General features: G+C 46.1%; 17 protein-coding genes. 8 read left to right on the top strand and 9 right to left on the bottom strand.

The features are described 5' to 3' along the window. Positions 1-120: 120 nt before the first annotated feature. The 3 genes from OCV37_RS03805 to rbsK form a co-directional block, all read right to left on the bottom strand. Positions 121-1,140 (bottom strand): aldose 1-epimerase family protein, encoded by a 1,020-nt coding sequence (locus OCV37_RS03805; protein ID WP_038182438.1) that lies wholly within the window; start codon positions 1,138-1,140, stop codon positions 121-123. 49 nt (positions 1,141-1,189) lie between these two features. Next, positions 1,190-2,518: an L-fucose:H+ symporter permease gene (fucP, locus tag OCV37_RS03800; protein WP_038182441.1), complete on the bottom strand. Its 1,329-nt coding sequence runs from the start codon at positions 2,516-2,518 to the stop codon at positions 1,190-1,192. Positions 2,519-2,604: 86 nt separating this feature from the next. After that, entirely contained in the window at positions 2,605-3,534 is a 930-nt protein-coding gene (rbsK, locus tag OCV37_RS03795) for a ribokinase (RefSeq protein WP_038182445.1), read from the bottom strand. A 215-nt stretch (positions 3,535-3,749) separates the two neighbouring features. On the opposite strand from rbsK, the gene deoC reads away from it, so the two are divergent. Together deoC and OCV37_RS03785 are read left to right on the top strand one after the other, a co-directional pair. Further along, on the top strand, positions 3,750-4,409 hold the full coding sequence (deoC, locus tag OCV37_RS03790; RefSeq protein WP_084717483.1) for a deoxyribose-phosphate aldolase: 660 nt from the start codon (positions 3,750-3,752) through the stop codon (positions 4,407-4,409). A 43-nt stretch (positions 4,410-4,452) separates the two neighbouring features. Continuing rightward, a complete protein-coding gene (locus tag OCV37_RS03785) occupies positions 4,453-5,289 on the top strand; it encodes a DeoR family transcriptional regulator (protein ID WP_038182448.1) in 837 nt (278 codons plus the stop codon). 177 nt (positions 5,290-5,466) lie between these two features. Here the strand turns inward: OCV37_RS03785 and OCV37_RS03780 are convergent, their stop codons facing one another. Beyond that, positions 5,467-6,339, bottom strand: coding sequence for a LysR substrate-binding domain-containing protein (locus OCV37_RS03780; protein WP_261888119.1), 873 nt, complete (start codon positions 6,337-6,339; stop codon positions 5,467-5,469). A 105-nt stretch (positions 6,340-6,444) separates the two neighbouring features. Between OCV37_RS03780 and OCV37_RS03775 the strand changes: the two genes are divergently transcribed. The 3 genes from OCV37_RS03775 to OCV37_RS03765 are packed head-to-tail and all read left to right on the top strand — an operon-like array spanning position 6,445 to position 7,296. Next, positions 6,445-6,660 (top strand): carboxymuconolactone decarboxylase family protein, encoded by a 216-nt coding sequence (locus OCV37_RS03775; protein WP_245609136.1) that lies wholly within the window; start codon positions 6,445-6,447, stop codon positions 6,658-6,660. Next, positions 6,593-6,766 carry a carboxymuconolactone decarboxylase family protein gene (locus OCV37_RS19795; protein ID WP_390902281.1) on the top strand — a complete coding sequence of 58 codons (174 nt, stop codon included), beginning with the start codon at positions 6,593-6,595 and terminating at the stop codon, positions 6,764-6,766. Before OCV37_RS03775 ends, OCV37_RS19795 begins: the two co-directional genes overlap by 68 nt. A 44-nt stretch (positions 6,767-6,810) precedes the next feature. After that, on the top strand, positions 6,811-7,296 hold the full coding sequence (locus OCV37_RS03765; protein ID WP_315973425.1) for a DUF4865 family protein: 486 nt from the start codon (positions 6,811-6,813) through the stop codon (positions 7,294-7,296). A 28-nt stretch (positions 7,297-7,324) separates the two neighbouring features. On the opposite strand, the gene OCV37_RS03760 is transcribed toward OCV37_RS03765, so the two are convergent. Both OCV37_RS03760 and OCV37_RS03755 read right to left on the bottom strand, forming a co-directional pair. Further along, positions 7,325-7,516: a hypothetical protein gene (locus tag OCV37_RS03760; protein ID WP_038182450.1), complete on the bottom strand. Its 192-nt coding sequence runs from the start codon at positions 7,514-7,516 to the stop codon at positions 7,325-7,327. A 120-nt stretch (positions 7,517-7,636) separates the two neighbouring features. After that, positions 7,637-8,488 carry an SDR family oxidoreductase gene (locus OCV37_RS03755; protein WP_038182452.1) on the bottom strand — a complete coding sequence of 284 codons (852 nt, stop codon included), beginning with the start codon at positions 8,486-8,488 and terminating at the stop codon, positions 7,637-7,639. 265 nt (positions 8,489-8,753) lie between these two features. On the opposite strand from OCV37_RS03755, the gene OCV37_RS03750 reads away from it, so the two are divergent. Then, positions 8,754-9,680: an AraC family transcriptional regulator gene (locus OCV37_RS03750; protein WP_038182454.1), complete on the top strand. Its 927-nt coding sequence runs from the start codon at positions 8,754-8,756 to the stop codon at positions 9,678-9,680. Between the two features lie 68 nt (positions 9,681-9,748). Here the strand turns inward: OCV37_RS03750 and OCV37_RS03745 are convergent, their stop codons facing one another. Both OCV37_RS03745 and OCV37_RS03740 read right to left on the bottom strand, forming a co-directional pair. Then, complete coding sequence (locus OCV37_RS03745) at positions 9,749-9,997, bottom strand: hypothetical protein (protein WP_038182457.1); 249 nt, start codon at positions 9,995-9,997, stop codon at positions 9,749-9,751. 210 nt (positions 9,998-10,207) lie between these two features. Beyond that, on the bottom strand, positions 10,208-10,981 hold the full coding sequence (locus tag OCV37_RS03740) for an SDR family NAD(P)-dependent oxidoreductase (RefSeq protein ID WP_038182460.1): 774 nt from the start codon (positions 10,979-10,981) through the stop codon (positions 10,208-10,210). Positions 10,982-11,271: 290 nt separating this feature from the next. On the opposite strand from OCV37_RS03740, the gene gcvA reads away from it, so the two are divergent. Both gcvA and OCV37_RS03730 read left to right on the top strand, forming a co-directional pair. Continuing rightward, the gene (gene gcvA / locus OCV37_RS03735; RefSeq protein WP_038182464.1) at positions 11,272-12,198 is read left to right on the top strand and encodes a transcriptional regulator GcvA; all 927 of its coding nucleotides are present in this window, start codon (positions 11,272-11,274) and stop codon (positions 12,196-12,198) included. A 122-nt stretch (positions 12,199-12,320) separates the two neighbouring features. Next, on the top strand, positions 12,321-13,535 hold the full coding sequence (locus OCV37_RS03730) for an MFS transporter (RefSeq protein ID WP_084717484.1): 1,215 nt from the start codon (positions 12,321-12,323) through the stop codon (positions 13,533-13,535). A gap of 56 nt (positions 13,536-13,591) precedes the next feature. Here OCV37_RS03730 and OCV37_RS03725 read toward each other — a convergent pair whose 3' ends face one another. Further along, positions 13,592-13,741: a hypothetical protein gene (locus tag OCV37_RS03725; RefSeq protein ID WP_157635016.1), complete on the bottom strand. Its 150-nt coding sequence runs from the start codon at positions 13,739-13,741 to the stop codon at positions 13,592-13,594. Positions 13,742-14,329 lie beyond the last annotated feature (588 nt).

Here is a 14,329-nt window from a genome sequence, read left to right as displayed (position 1 = left end):
AGGTAGCTGAAAGAGGAATGTACGGTAATCCCTGATCCGGCTTCAACGACACGCCATAAATGACTGAAGCTTCTGCCAATCAAGTTAATTTTTCACGGGATCCCGTCGCGTCTCAAATAATCAGTGAGATTCAATAATTCCAGTTGTCACTGCAAATTCTCTGATTTCTTGTGGCTGCAAATGAATGAGTGTCCCATTATTTTTCGCAGCCAGATAACCTTCAGGGCGACATGTGGCCGGAAGAACATAAGCTGCAACTTTCTGGTCACCATTGTACAGAATCCAACGGGTCGCATAGTTCAGCATTGATGTATCAAATTGTGTGATTAACGTTTTACCATTCGCAATAACCATTTCGAACTGTGCTCTGTCGGTATGTGACGATAAGTTATCCATAAAATAGACGATCTCAGGGTCGTACATCTCAGGCGTTGAGAGCTGTTCAATCGGCGTTACTTGTGTTTTAAGCTTGTCATTAAAGGCAAGCCATTGCGCCGTTGGCGTTACATGTCCGGGGACAGACTCACGCAGTTTTATGGCACTGTCGGGAATATTCTGTTTCATTTTCGCATCAGGGAAATATGCGGTATTCATATGGCACATATACTGAAGCGGCATCGGCACAGAAGCCAGGTTTTTTACCTTCATGCGGATATCGAATACCGAAGCATCTTGCTGAATAGCAACCGATGGTGAGGCCAGATAGTGATCACCAAACCCCATCACATATTCATATTCTCCTTTGATGGTGATTTTGTGTTCTTCGATTTCCAACCAGGCTTTATCTATATTCGCACATGGCATTTCTCCATGAAGCGGATGATCATCTTCTGGTGCAGGACAACCATTACGAATCAAACCCGAGTGAAAAGCAAAACATCCGTATGTGGCAACAATTTGATCACTGGGTTTCGGCTCGGAGAACATATTTTCCATACAGAGATCTTCTCCGAGAAATTTAGCATCCCATATCATTTGCCCCATATAAGGCAGAATCACTAAATAACCTTTCGAATTTTCTATTCTTAAAGCTTCAATACCTGACGGATATTTAAAGACTGAGATGGTAAAGCATTCGGACTGGATTAAAATAGTTTCTTGCTGATGAAATAAATGTTTACCTAAAAGCATTGTATACATAATTTTATCTCCTAGAGATGAAAGCCACTCCCTGAGTGGCCTTCCTTAATTAATGTGTTTGCTCTGTTAAGTGGGGTTGTATTGGATTGGTATTTTTATTTTTCATTTCACCAAAGAAGTAATAACCGACATACCCAAAACAGATAAAATTCACCAAGAATGACAATTGCATTCCGACCATATCGGCAACTAAACCTTGGATGGCTGGTACAACTGCCGCTCCGACAATTGCCATCACGATGACAGCCCCTGCCGTTTCTGTGTATTCGTTATCGACTGTATCCAATGTGCCCGCATAGATCGTCGCCCAACAAGGGCCAAACAAAATGCTGACGCCGACTGCAATATAAACTGCACTAAAATCATGACCTAAAGAAACATACGTCAGGAATGCCATGCCAATCAGTGAATAAGCAATCAGGACTTTCTCGGCTGAAAATTTGGTCATTAATATATTGGCGACGAACTTACCAATAAAGAAACAGACAAACGAATACACCATATAATTGGATGCAGCCCGTTCATTAATATCTGCCATTTCTAACGCTAAACGGATGGTGAACGACCAGACTGCGACCTGCATTCCCACATATAAGAACTGCGCAACAATACCTTTCTTAAAACGACTATTGGTCGCCAGATATTTTAAAGTCTTACCAATCGAAGGCGCTTTCTGACCACTTTTCTGTGTTACTTTACATTTCGGATATTGGGTCAGCATAAACAGAGCAAACACCCCGACCAGAATGAAAATAATGTATTTATAAGGCTTCAGTGTATGCTCTAGCATTTCAAGCCGGAATGCATGAATCTGCTCAGGAGACATCACCGCCATCTGTGACTCCAGACTCGCACCATCCTGAAAAATAAGATATTTACCAAGCAAAATACCGGCAATCGCACCGATAGGATAGAAAGTTTGACTGATATTCAGGCGTAATATTGAATGAGATTTAGGCCCCAGCATCGAAGAATAGGTGTTGGCTGCCGTCTCTAAAAAAGACAGACCGACCGCAATGGCAAAAATTGCAGCCAGAAACATGGTGTAAGTCGCCATATGAGACGCAGGGAAAAATGCGGCACACCCCAAGATATAGAGAGACAAGCCAATCATAATCGCCACTTTATATGAGGACTTTTTAATGACTAAAGAAGCGGGAATTGCAATTAAAAAGTAACCGCCATAAAAAGCACTCTGAACTAATGCACTGGCAAAATTCGATAATTCAAAAACTGATTTAAACTGGGTAATAAGAATATCATTTAATGAAGCCGCACAGCCCCATAACGGAAATAAACAGGACAATAATATAAATTGAAAGATGGGGGTTTTATCTAAGTACCCATCAGTTCCTTGGATGGTATTATTCTTAATCATTGTAGGGTTCCTTTTAGGACAGGTGGTTATGCGGCTCATTATTTTCAATGAGCCTGTTTTTTTAATTGTTATTTCAGACTAGGTGGTTATTTTGTGTGTTTCGCTTCGAACTCTTCAAACTGTTCAATACTTGGATAAGAAAACTGTGTTCCTTTTTCCGTGACACTGAATGCGGCAAATAGCGATGCTTTTTCCAGTGATTTTTGTACATCCCGGGTTTGCATAAAGTAATGCGAGAAGCAACCAATAAACGCGTCGCCGGCACCACTGGTATCCACCGCATTCACCGAGGTGGGTTCAATAAAGACGTCTTTGCCATCTTTGCTTAACCAAATCGCACCTTTGGCTCCCATGGTGACAATAATGTTGTTCAGGCCCTTATTCAGAAGAATGGTGGCTGCGGCTTTGATTTGTTCGACGGTTTCAACGGGTTTGTTAACTAAGATTTCCAGTTCGGTTTCATTTGGTACAAAGAAATCACAACGACAAGCATATTCAATATCAAGTTCGGGTACAGCGGGGGCCGGATTAAGCAATACAGGGATATTGTGCTTGTTACCAAATTCGATCGCGGCATATACCGTTTCAAGCGGTACTTCTAACTGAAGGACAATCAGGCTGCACTCCACCAGCGTTCTTTCCGCCTTCTCAATATCAGCCGGCTTTAAAAACTCATTGGCACCTTTAATGATCAAAATAGAATTCTGAGATGTCGGGCTAACAAAGATAGGTGCAACACCGCTCGATGTCTGAGGCTCTTTACTCACGTATTGGGTATTAATGCCATAAGACTGAAAATTCCTGATGGTGTTATCGGCAAACATGTCATCACCGACTTTGGTAACCATGACCACATCAGCACCCAATTTCGCAGCTGCAACCGCTTGGTTCGCACCTTTGCCACCACATCCCATTTTAAATGACGGTGCTTCGAGTGTCTCGCCCTCTTTTGGCATCCGTTCCGTGTATGAAATGAGATCAACCATATTCGATCCGATCACCGCAATTGTTTTCATTTTGTACATCCTCATTCATGTTATGAAAATAACACTAATCGATCTCAGATAACATTTACTGCGATCCCGATCACCTTAATGATGTTAATATTGGTTATAAAATGAGGATATACGGGATTGATCACAATTCAATGTAAATATAATAACATTAATGAATTTGAGTGTTATTAATATAACATCAACCATTTTTCTCAATGAATACACAAGGGAACCTTATGAATCACATGATTGACCACACGCTGCTATTGGCGAATGCAACCACACAACAAATCAACACACTATGTGATGAAGCACATCAACATCAGTTTTTCTCTGTCTGTATTAATCCGGCTTTTGTCGAGCACTGTGCCAAACGATTGGCGACATCCAATGTGAAGATCTGTACCGTAATCGGTTTCCCGTTGGGGGCGAATACGACAACTGTCAAAGTGTTTGAAACCAAGAATGCAATCGCGCTTGGTGCTGATGAAATCGATATGGTCGTCAACATCAGTGATGTACTGGATGCAAACTGGGACAAAGTTGAACAAGAGATCCATGCAATCAAAGCTGCATGCGGGCAAACCTTGCTCAAAGTGATCTTTGAAACTTGTCTGTTAACCAATCAACAAATCATTGAACTATGTAATATTTGTCAGCGAGCCGGTGCTGATTTTGTGAAAACCTCAACAGGTTTTTCGACCGGTGGCGCAACGGTTGAGCATATTCAGTTAATGCGTGATACTGTTGGCAAAAATATGGGCGTGAAAGCATCTGGCGGTATTCGTACCAGAGAAACGGCCCAAGCAATGATTGATGCAGGGGCATCACGTATTGGAGCGAGTGCCAGTGTAAGTATTGTCACAGGCCAAGCCCCAGCCTCTCATGGTTACTAAAAGCAAGAAGCCTTCGGCTGTTAAAGGCCGGAAATGGAGAAACATGGTTACCAAGCAGTTAGAAAGACTTCGTCGCATTGAAGCGTGTCTCAGACACAGCGATAAGATTCATTTGAAAGAAATCGCCCGTCTTTTAGAAGTGTCAGAAATGACCGTGCGTCGAGATTTAAGCTCCAATGCTGCCCACTCTTTTCCTTTAGAATACTACGGCGGTTATATCCGCCGTGGTCATCCCATCGTTCATGATGAAGGGGCCGATGATAGCGGATTAACCATCGGTGAAACCGCAACACCTTATGCCGACAATCGCCAAAGTAACGCAGTAAATGCTTTCCCCCCCGTCAAAGTCAATAACTACATTTCCGCAGTTGTCTCTGATTTTATTGAGATGAATGATGTGGTGTATTTCGACAATGGCGATCTCAATGCCGACATTATTGGTTCGATCCCCAATCATGTAATGTTTACCGGGGTAACAGCATCGATGAATGTATTTCTGGCCCTCAAGCAGAAGCCAAACTGTAAAGCCATTTTACAAGGTGGCAGCTACAACCCGGTTCATGATGTATTTATTTCAGCATCAAATGATGTTCTGACGCCGATGATATTTCAGAAGGTATTTATTTCATCAGCCGGTGTGCACGATAAGTTTGGTGTGACCAGTTCAGACATGCTGGTCTCTAATATTGCCAGCTTGGTGATGGAGAGAAGCCTAAAGCGCTACCTCATTGTAGAAAAGAAGGCCATAAACCAAACTGCGACCTATAAAATCGGTGACCTGATGGATTTTCACTATCTGATCTCAGATGAAAGCCTACCCAACAAGCTCGAGACTGCATGTAACGAAGCTCGGTTACACGTTCTCACGCCGAAACCATAAGATGATCGCCACCAATGATATGAGGGCATGGCGACCGAGATAACGTCTGTCACAGACTTTCCGTGTCTGCCCCTCTTTCTGGTACTTTCGACATTTGGCCGATAGCGTGAAACGTCCTCCCTAAACGATACTGAACTGATATTTTGCGAGTCGCGCGCAAGCTTGGCTCTCCTCTCCCTACATTTCCAGATACTGCAATAGCTGCTGTTTCAATTCTGCATACAACTGAGCCTGAACGTCATCGAGCTGATATTGGCTTCTGTCCAGACACAATTTGAGTTTCCCCAACGGGGGTAGACCGCTCAGTTTGGTGATGCTCTCCGGGTGGCTGAAAGAGGAACGTACGGTAATCCCTAATCCGGCTTCAACGGCACGCCATAAATTACTTAAGCTTCTGCCAACAAAGTTAATTTTCCACGGGATCCCGTGATGATCTAGCGCTTCGGTGGCTTGTTGACGGATCAGACATGAGCCGTCCAACATCACTAACGGCAAAGGCTGCGCCATCAGCACGGATTCTCTGAGGTGTTTACTGGCCGGGCCATACCATTGCATGGGTAATTCCGCTAAAAACTCACTGTAAGGCGCACTTTTTTCACCCATCCATCCCAGTGAGAAGTCTAACTCACCAGAGACAATATCACGCAGCAGCTCTTGATGACGTCCGACAATTGACTGTAACTGTATTTGTGGATGGCTGCGTGAAAATGCACCTAACAGTTGGGGTAATAGCACATCACTAAAATCTTCTTGTAAGCCAAAAGTGACTTTGCCTGCCAATCGGCTGCCGCTCAGACGGTTCAGCAATTCATCATTTAACTGCAACATTCGCCGGGCGTATCCCAGCACCACTTCACCGGCCTCCGTCGGTTCAAGATTCCGCCCCACTTTCACGGCTAACTGTGTTTGACACTGCTGTTCGAGCTTCTTTAACTGTGCGCTGGCAGCAGACGCAGAACGGCTCAGACGCTCGGCGGCAAGCGCAAAACTGCCCAGTTCAATCCCTAACACAAAACAGCGCAAAGCATCTAAATCAAGGCTACGCATCATCAATCATCCTGAAAAACAAAATAGTCAATGCCAATAGTTTTGATTTTTTGAATCAAAATTTCAACTTATGATTTCCCTGTCACTTCAATCAGGCGAGGAAAACAGATGACTGCTCAGGAAAAAGAACTCATGACAATGATTGCCCGGCTCGCGCCTCAGTTCCACCAGCTCACTTCTGAGGTGCTCTTCGGGCAAGTTTGGCAGGATGACACACTCAGCCAAAGAGACCGGAGTTTAATCACGGTTACCGCCCTTGTGGTGCTCATTACCCGGCCACCTGACCCGTGCATTGAGCAATGGCTTGCGTACCGAAGAGCTTAGCGCGGCAATCACCCACTTAGCCTTTTATGCCGGATGGCCTGTTGCCGCCTCAGCTTTCGAACGTTTAGATGCAACCCCGTCTCAATGCAATCAGACGGCAGACTGATCTTTTACTTGTGGTATTCCAGCCACAGATTTACAGGAGAAATAATGATGATAGCAATGCAATACAAATTCGTACTCCCTGCTGATTACGACATGGAACTGATAGAACGCAGGATCAAAGATAAGGGATATTTATTAGATGGCTGGCCGGGGTTAGTGTTCAAGGCTTACTTATATGCACGTCAGGATGCAGCGCTGTATCACAGTCCCGAGAATCGCTATGCGCCCTTGTATGTGTGGGAAGATCATCAGGCGATGATAGCCTTTCTTAGCAGTGACGGATTCAAAGCACTGTGTCAGCAATTTGGCCGGCCCAAAGTTGAAACTTGGTTTCTTGATGCGGTGCCGCCCCCACCCGCTGAGCCACATCACTTTGCATCCATTGCCCATAATGCCAATCAACAAGCGGATATCCAGGGCATTAATTACCATGAATGGCAAACACTGAGCGTCGCATGGGTGAGCGACGCAGAGCTCAGTACCTACCAAGGGCGAGAGCTTTATGCCATCGGTTATGTGGCCCGGGGGTGATAAAGAAACGCACCTTTAGATAAACAGCTCAGAGACATTTCCCGGAAACGGAAGACGGACAGTCGCCGTTTCCGAGAATCACAAAACCAGACAATGTCGCGTGAGCCAGTACCAACATCTCCAGACTCATCGCGATAAAACCAATGGGTACGACACCATAAATCTGGATTTTGGCGAGCCATTTTCCAAACCATCCCCCCCGGTTATCGCGGTGATGCATGTGCCCGTTCCGATAACCAAACCGGCTTCGATCAGCTCAACAATACCCATATCGGCCATAAAAAAAACCGGGATATGCTCCGTTTACATGTCCCTTGATAGAACGGAAATCAGCGACTGATCAATAATCTGTTGCATCAGACGCCTCTCGCCAGCACTCAAGATCATGATTCACGGCCTGCATTTTCTGCTCAGCAAGGGAATTGGCAATCTTACCGGCAAAAAGATGCACCGGAGGTTCGTCTGCATCCGCGGCCGCCAGTATGAGGGATGCAACCTTATCAGGGTGACCCGCTTGTTTACCATCCAAGCCATTGAGATGGAGATCCAGCGAGGCTTGCGCTTCGGTATAGTCGGCGATTGTGCGTTGAGCGACGACAAGTGTGTCCTTTGACAGAAAACCAGTGCGCACCGGTCCAGGATAGACAACCGTCGCTCTGATATTTAACTCGGCCAACTCGGCAGCCAAAGTCTCCGTCAGACCGGCCAGCGCAAATTTACTGGCAACATAGCTGCCCCAACCTGCATACCCCCCCTGAAAGCCGACAATCGATGACACATTAAATATATGCCCGCTTTGCTGTGCACGCATATGAGGCAAAACGTAGCGTAGCACATGCAGTGGCGCGAACACATTCACATCGAAATTGTGCCGTAATTCGCTATCGGTCAAAGCTTCGATAGTGCCCTGCTGACCGTAACCGGCATTGTTTACCACGTAGTTGATGCGACCGAAAGTGGCTATCGCCTCATGAATAGCGTTTTGAACGCTTTCTTCGTTGATCAGGTCGACTTCCAGTGTGAGCAACTGTGGATTGTCATGACCAAGCGCCTGACGCAAAACGGATTGATTGCGGGACGTTGCGACGACAATGTCACCGCGCGCCAGCAGTTGGCGAGCCAGTGAAAAACCAATGCCACGGGCAGCACCGGTAATAAACCAGACGTCTGTTGATGATGTTTGTTGTTGCATATATAGATACTCCGGCTGTTAAACATGAGGGACATGATCAGATAAAAAGCGTCATCTCCGTCCGTCGTTCCAGATAGCAGTGGCGATCTTGGAAAGATCGGATAACCATGATCTTAAAGAGCGCTCTGTATGTGCGATAGGTCTAACAATCTTTGATGATTGCCTAATCCTATTGGTCATATTGATTTTTAGGCATGCCATCAACCAAAATATAACGACTCAATCAGCGAAGCAGGTCTTATGTATGTCCGAAATGTCTCCTTGCATGACTAAACAAGCCGAAATGGCAGCAATAATTCGTCAATTGGCGCCACATGAAGGCTATACCCGAACCTTGATTGATGATGTGCGTCTGATGCGCGCTAACGGAAATTTAGGACGTACCCCAGTCCTTTACGAACCAAGCATTATTATCGTTTGTCAGGGGCACAAGCGTGGCTATCTGAACAACCGGGTTTATCACTATGACCCGCTGCATTACCTGGTTCTGTCTGTACCGCTGCCTTTTTCGAGTGAGACCGATGCCAGCCCCGAGGAGCCTTTGCTCGCGGTGTCAGTTCGGCTGGATATGACGGCTGTGGCAGATCTCGTGATGACTGTAAATCACCACTCGGGGAACACTTTGCCCTCCCCCGCAGGGATCGTATCGACACCACTGGATGACTCACAGGCAGATACAACAGTTCGACTGCTGCAAGCATTGTGTTCTCCGCTTGAAGCCCGTGTGCTCGGGCCCGGGATCATACGTGAGTTAATTTTTCGGGTTCTGCAGGGTGAACAAGGCGGTGCAATCCGTGCCGCATTAGCCTGCCATGGCAATTTTGGTCGTATCGCACGATCACTGCAGCGTATTCATCTTGATTACGCTCAGTCTCTGAATGTGGCAACTCTTGCACACGAAGCCGGCCTGAGTGTGCCGGCATTCCATGCAAATTTTAAATCCGTAGCAGCCACGTCACCGATTCAGTACATCAAATCCGTACGTCTTCACCAAGCACGACTGATGATGATCCGGGATAACGTCACTGCTGCCGGCGCGGCTGCCCGGGTCGGCTATGAAAGTGCCTCGCAGTTCAACCGCGAGTTTAAACGACTGTTTGGCCGCAGTCCGGGGGAAGAGACGCGCAATATGCGCACCGCATTTGCTTTAATGGAACCAACCCAGCTTGAAGCCGTGTCGCCGACACTCTGACCTACATTTATCTTGATTGAGAATGGAAAGGCTCATACGTTGATGAGAAGAATGGTCAACAAACTCTGTCAGTAAAGGACCCAGTTTGTCGCATAAACCACCAGAACGATCAGCACCACGAAAAAGGCGATAAAGGCGAATATCATTGACAACTTTTTCATGGCGCTTGGTGTATCAAATACCGCACCTTCTGCTTCTCTCACCCGCCGCTCTTCATCAAAATGCCATTTAATGGCTAAGTAAGCCACAATCCCTAAGACAATAATCTTAAAAGCACCAGCAAAGTACGGAAAGAAGTCAGCCCAACTGCCGTTCATTATTTATCTCCATCATGTTGAATATCGATTTACGGTAGCACAATCCGAGGTTCATGTTTACTCTTTGATTGTTCCGTCGTTCAAGGTAGTCGGTGATTGCAATCTGTTTATGATTCACGTTGACACTTTGTGACCAAGATTCTGAAATTCACCGACTCGAAGATAAACCGTCGTACCTCAGTTGTCCGCTTTTAGGGATTGACGATCAGATTAGTTGCGGCCAGCCATGACACCACCGTCCACATCCCACACCGCACCGGTGACCCAGTCAGCTTTGTCAGAAAGCAGGAAGATGATCGCATTCGCAACGTCTTGAGACGTGCCGACGCGGCCAATCGGATGGAAGCCGTTAAAGCCCTGAAGTGCCTGATGAACTTCGTCTTTAGGAATGAAGCCTTCATAAATGGGGGTCTGTACAACCGCGGGTGATACCGCGTTCACTCGAATATGACTGGCAGCCAGTTCCATCGCCAGATGTTGCGTCAGAGAGTGGAGACCTGCTTTCGCCATTGAATACGCGGACGATGGTGTCGCAGCAATCGCCTGTTTTGCCCACATAGATCCCACATTGACGATAGCGCCCGGACGGTTTCCTGCCACCAGATTGGCGGCAACTTTTTGGGTAATAAAGAAAAATGCCCGGTTAATTTGCATGTATTGATCGTAATCCGATGCGTCATGCGCTAAGAAGGGTTTAGGGAAGAACACTCCTGCCGCATTTACCAATAAATCAACATCTGAATGTCGGTTATCAATCACTTTTAGTAATGCTTGCATGCCTTCATCTGTGGTCAAATCTGCGGTCAGCGCTTCGACGGGCCCCAGAGAAGACAGCTCTGCACGTGCCGCTTCCGCTTTTTCTGCGCGGTGACCGACGATCACGGCTTGACCACCTTGTGCAAGGATCATACGAGCCGTTTCGAGGCCCATTCCGCTTGTTCCACCGATAACCAGTAGTTTTTTACCTGCAAATTGATTGTTCATCGCTTTATCTCTCTTAAACCGCACAACGCGGAATCTGTTCGTGTTGAGCCAAAGTGTGTAGCACCTTCACCTCTTGTTGTTTATGTTTTTATCCGGCTTCCCAAGAACCTTTCTCTTCATGCATTGATATAAAGAAAAACTTTTCAGGAATGACTTTGGATATAAACGACTGACTCACCGAGACGGGTAGCAATGCGCTTAACCATCGGCTTGAGAGGTATTTTTCACCGATTTACTTCCGTTCACAAACGAGATAATCTGTTTCAACACTAAAGAAAAACTTTATTGATATGAAGCTACCGATATACCTTAATGCTCTGCGGGCCTTTGAGGCCAGTGCCCGGCACCAGAGTTTCTCTGCGGCAGCAGCAGAATTGCATGTCACCCCCGCCGCCGTGGGACAACTGGTTCGTTCATTGGAAGAATGGCTCGATGCCCCCCTTTTTCATCGGATGAACAGTGGAAAAATTCGTTTGATTCCGACTGAAACCGCAGAACGAGCACTACCCGACATTCGCGCGGGATTTGATAAATTGATGATCGGGTTAGAACGTTTACAAGAAAGTTCCGTGAGTGGTGTTCTGACCGTAACCGTGAGTCCGGCATTCGCTGCCAAGTGGCTATTGCCACGACTGGATCGGTTTCAGGAGATTTGCTCGGAAACGGATGTTCGCTTGGATACCAACCTAAAGCCAGTCAACTTTGCCGTTCAGCGCGTCGATATCGGTGTTCGTTATGGGTTGGGTCACTGGTCAGGATTGAAGTCGGAAAAGCTAATGGATGAAGAAGTCTATCCTGTGTGCTCCCCGAGACTCTTGCGTGAACAGCGTCATTTCGATCATCCCGGTGAACTGCTCCGTGAAACGCTGATTCATGATTTATCTATGGATGACCATACCGGATTCCCGACGTGGTCGGAATGGTTGAAAAAAGCAGGTGTGACTGACCATGAAACAGCACACAACATTCAAATCAATAACTCGGCTGCCGTCCTTCAGTCCGCCATTGACGGGAGGGGAATCGCCCTTGCACGTAGTGTTATGGTTCGAGATGACCTTGCATCAGGGAATTTGATCCGTCTGTTTCCAGAAATTCAATTTAATTCCCCTTTGGCATATTACGTGGTTTATCGCCCGGAATGTGCAGAGCAACCAAGAATGCAAGCTTTCAGAGACTGGCTATTTAGCGAAGTAAATCGGGATGAGCGACAACAATAAAGATTTTCTATGTGTGCTTTAAAGATCATTTCACTTGCTGTTGCTGTCCTCAGTGATTACGGTAGCTGTGATAATTTTTCACTTTTGTGCAGGCACTTCACCTGATAAGGAACGTAAACAGAATGGCGAATGAAGCTCATGCCGCAGTGGATGAATCCGAATACATCAGTCCGCAGTCGCATCGCTCTAATTTATGGCGTTTAACTCTGGCACAGGCACTGTCCGGGGCAAATGCCGTGGTGGTTTACGCAACCGGTGCTATTGTCGGGAATATGCTCAGCCCTTCACCGGTATTGGCAACATTACCCATTTCAATTTTTGTTGTCGGGATGGCGGCTTGTGTTTTTCCTGCCGGAGAAATTGCCCGGCGATATGGTCGACGAATCGCGTTTTTAGTTGGGAGCGGTGCGGGCATATTCACAGGCTTATTTGCTATGGCTGCACTGTTTATGGGATGGTTTTGGCTATTTTGTCTTTCCACTTTTTTGGGTGGTGCTTATGCAGCGGTCGTGCTCTCTTTCCGTTTTGCAGCCACGGATGGTTTACCCGTCAGTAAGCGTCCCCAAGCGCTGTCTCTGGTCATGGCCGGCGGCATTGTTGCCGGAATTATCGGGCCACAATTGGTGACGCAAACCATGCATTTGTGGCCGCAGAAAATGTTTGCTGCGACTTTCCTCGCTCAAGCTATCGTCGCACTGCTGGCAGGTTTCATTCTCTTTGGCGTGCATTCCCCGACACCGAAAAAACAGAGAGAGCAGAGCGGACGTTCGCTGTCTGAAATTGCCCTTCAGCCGCGTTTTATCTGTGCGGTCATTTGTGGTGCAGCCTCTTACTTAATTATGAATTTTTTAATGACGGCAGCACCATTAGCCATGCATATACATGGTCACAGTCAAGAGTCGTCCAATTTAGGTATTCAGTGGCATGTTATCGCGATGTACGCCCCCAGCTTTTTTACTGGTAAGTTGATAGCGCGTTTTGGCGCTACGAAAATATCGGCACTGGGGATTCTACTGACAGGATTATCGGCCGTGATTGGCCTGATTGGAGAAGATGTCTTTCATTTCTGGTCGCTCTTGATCCTTCTGGGGCTGGGGTGGAACTTTGGCTTCTTAGGCGCATCGGCTCTGGTGTTAGAATGCCATCAACCGGAAGAGAAAAATCGGGTGCAATCTCTTAACGATTTCATCATTTTCGGTTTGATGGCGATTGGTTCATTTTCCTCCGGAGGGATTCTCAGTTCCTATGGATGGCATACCGTGCTGCTGGTTTCATTTTTTCCTTTGGTTTTGGCAACCCTCACGCTCGGAGCCTCGGGGAGAAAACACCGGCGCTAACACACTTTTGTCCATCGTTGAATCGCAAGATCTACGTTGGTTATGCTTGATAAAGATCAACAAGACACATATGAAATACCGCCCAGCGCACCATCACCGGGCCGTGTCTGGTGTTGTGCAGCCACGGCCCCAAAAAATAGAGGGCCTTCATCACGGTGAACAGATACAACCATAAAAAAATGCCAGTCAGTAATACTGACTGGCATTTTAGTTCTGCTTTGGCCAAGATGAGAATGCTGCCCTATTACCACAGAGCGCTTGTTTTTCTTCGGTAGTAATGATTCGCGAGCCCGAGGTGATGCTATCCAATTTATATCCCCAACTTGTTGCTGTACATGAATAAAACATCCATCTATATATAAATAAGTATACTTTAGCACAATACCTAACTAGTGGTTTATGAGATAAACCTTCATCTGCATCCTGTTTCAATTCGTGATAAATGAACGTCACACTAATAAACAAAAAATAAGAAACGATTTTGCGTATTTATCTAAACTTTTTCAGTTCATCTTTAATCCAGCTATATTTGGCTGTTTTTTGCTCACAATAATCGAATAATCGATTCCTGACCGCTTTCTATTATCAGTACTTGGACTACTATTACGAATAAGAGATAACGATATCTTTCTTTTATTAAAGATATGGCTAAATCCAGTTTTTCGGAGACCCGCAACCACTAAAAATGGGATGGTTATAATAGGTGTCTTATTTATTTGGAATCCAAAGTCTATGTAACTAGGGCCAATATAATTGGCCCTAGTTATTCAGGTGACTGAATTACGTAGATGAAA

The organism is Vibrio rhizosphaerae (assembly GCF_024347095.1).
Classification (GTDB): domain Bacteria; phylum Pseudomonadota; class Gammaproteobacteria; order Enterobacterales; family Vibrionaceae; genus Vibrio; species Vibrio rhizosphaerae.
Note: the sequence above shows the minus strand (reverse complement) of the source record. Positions and strands in the feature narration are given on the sequence as shown.

Coding starts and splice junctions, on each gene's coding strand:
- OCV37_RS03760 (WP_038182450.1), bottom strand. CDS start 7,516: ATGCATCACCGCGATAACCGGGGGGGATGGTTTGGAAAATGGCTCGCC.
- OCV37_RS03745 (WP_038182457.1), bottom strand. CDS start 9,997: ATGAACGGCAGTTGGGCTGACTTCTTTCCGTACTTTGCTGGTGCTTTT.
- OCV37_RS03785 (WP_038182448.1), top strand. CDS start 4,453: ATGGTTACCAAGCAGTTAGAAAGACTTCGTCGCATTGAAGCGTGTCTC.
- OCV37_RS03805 (WP_038182438.1), bottom strand. CDS start 1,140: ATGTATACAATGCTTTTAGGTAAACATTTATTTCATCAGCAAGAAACT.
- deoC (WP_084717483.1), top strand. CDS start 3,750: ATGAATCACATGATTGACCACACGCTGCTATTGGCGAATGCAACCACA.
- OCV37_RS03755 (WP_038182452.1), bottom strand. CDS start 8,488: ATGCAACAACAAACATCATCAACAGACGTCTGGTTTATTACCGGTGCT.
- OCV37_RS03780 (WP_261888119.1), bottom strand. CDS start 6,339: ATGATGCGTAGCCTTGATTTAGATGCTTTGCGCTGTTTTGTGTTAGGG.
- OCV37_RS03775 (WP_245609136.1), top strand. CDS start 6,445: ATGACTGCTCAGGAAAAAGAACTCATGACAATGATTGCCCGGCTCGCG.
- fucP (WP_038182441.1), bottom strand. CDS start 2,518: ATGATTAAGAATAATACCATCCAAGGAACTGATGGGTACTTAGATAAA.
- rbsK (WP_038182445.1), bottom strand. CDS start 3,534: ATGAAAACAATTGCGGTGATCGGATCGAATATGGTTGATCTCATTTCA.
- OCV37_RS03730 (WP_084717484.1), top strand. CDS start 12,321: ATGGCGAATGAAGCTCATGCCGCAGTGGATGAATCCGAATACATCAGT.
- OCV37_RS03725 (WP_157635016.1), bottom strand. CDS start 13,741: ATGCCAGTCAGTATTACTGACTGGCATTTTTTTATGGTTGTATCTGTT.
- OCV37_RS03750 (WP_038182454.1), top strand. CDS start 8,754: ATGACTAAACAAGCCGAAATGGCAGCAATAATTCGTCAATTGGCGCCA.
- OCV37_RS03765 (WP_315973425.1), top strand. CDS start 6,811: ATGATGATAGCAATGCAATACAAATTCGTACTCCCTGCTGATTACGAC.
- gcvA (WP_038182464.1), top strand. CDS start 11,272: ATGAAGCTACCGATATACCTTAATGCTCTGCGGGCCTTTGAGGCCAGT.
- OCV37_RS03740 (WP_038182460.1), bottom strand. CDS start 10,981: ATGAACAATCAATTTGCAGGTAAAAAACTACTGGTTATCGGTGGAACA.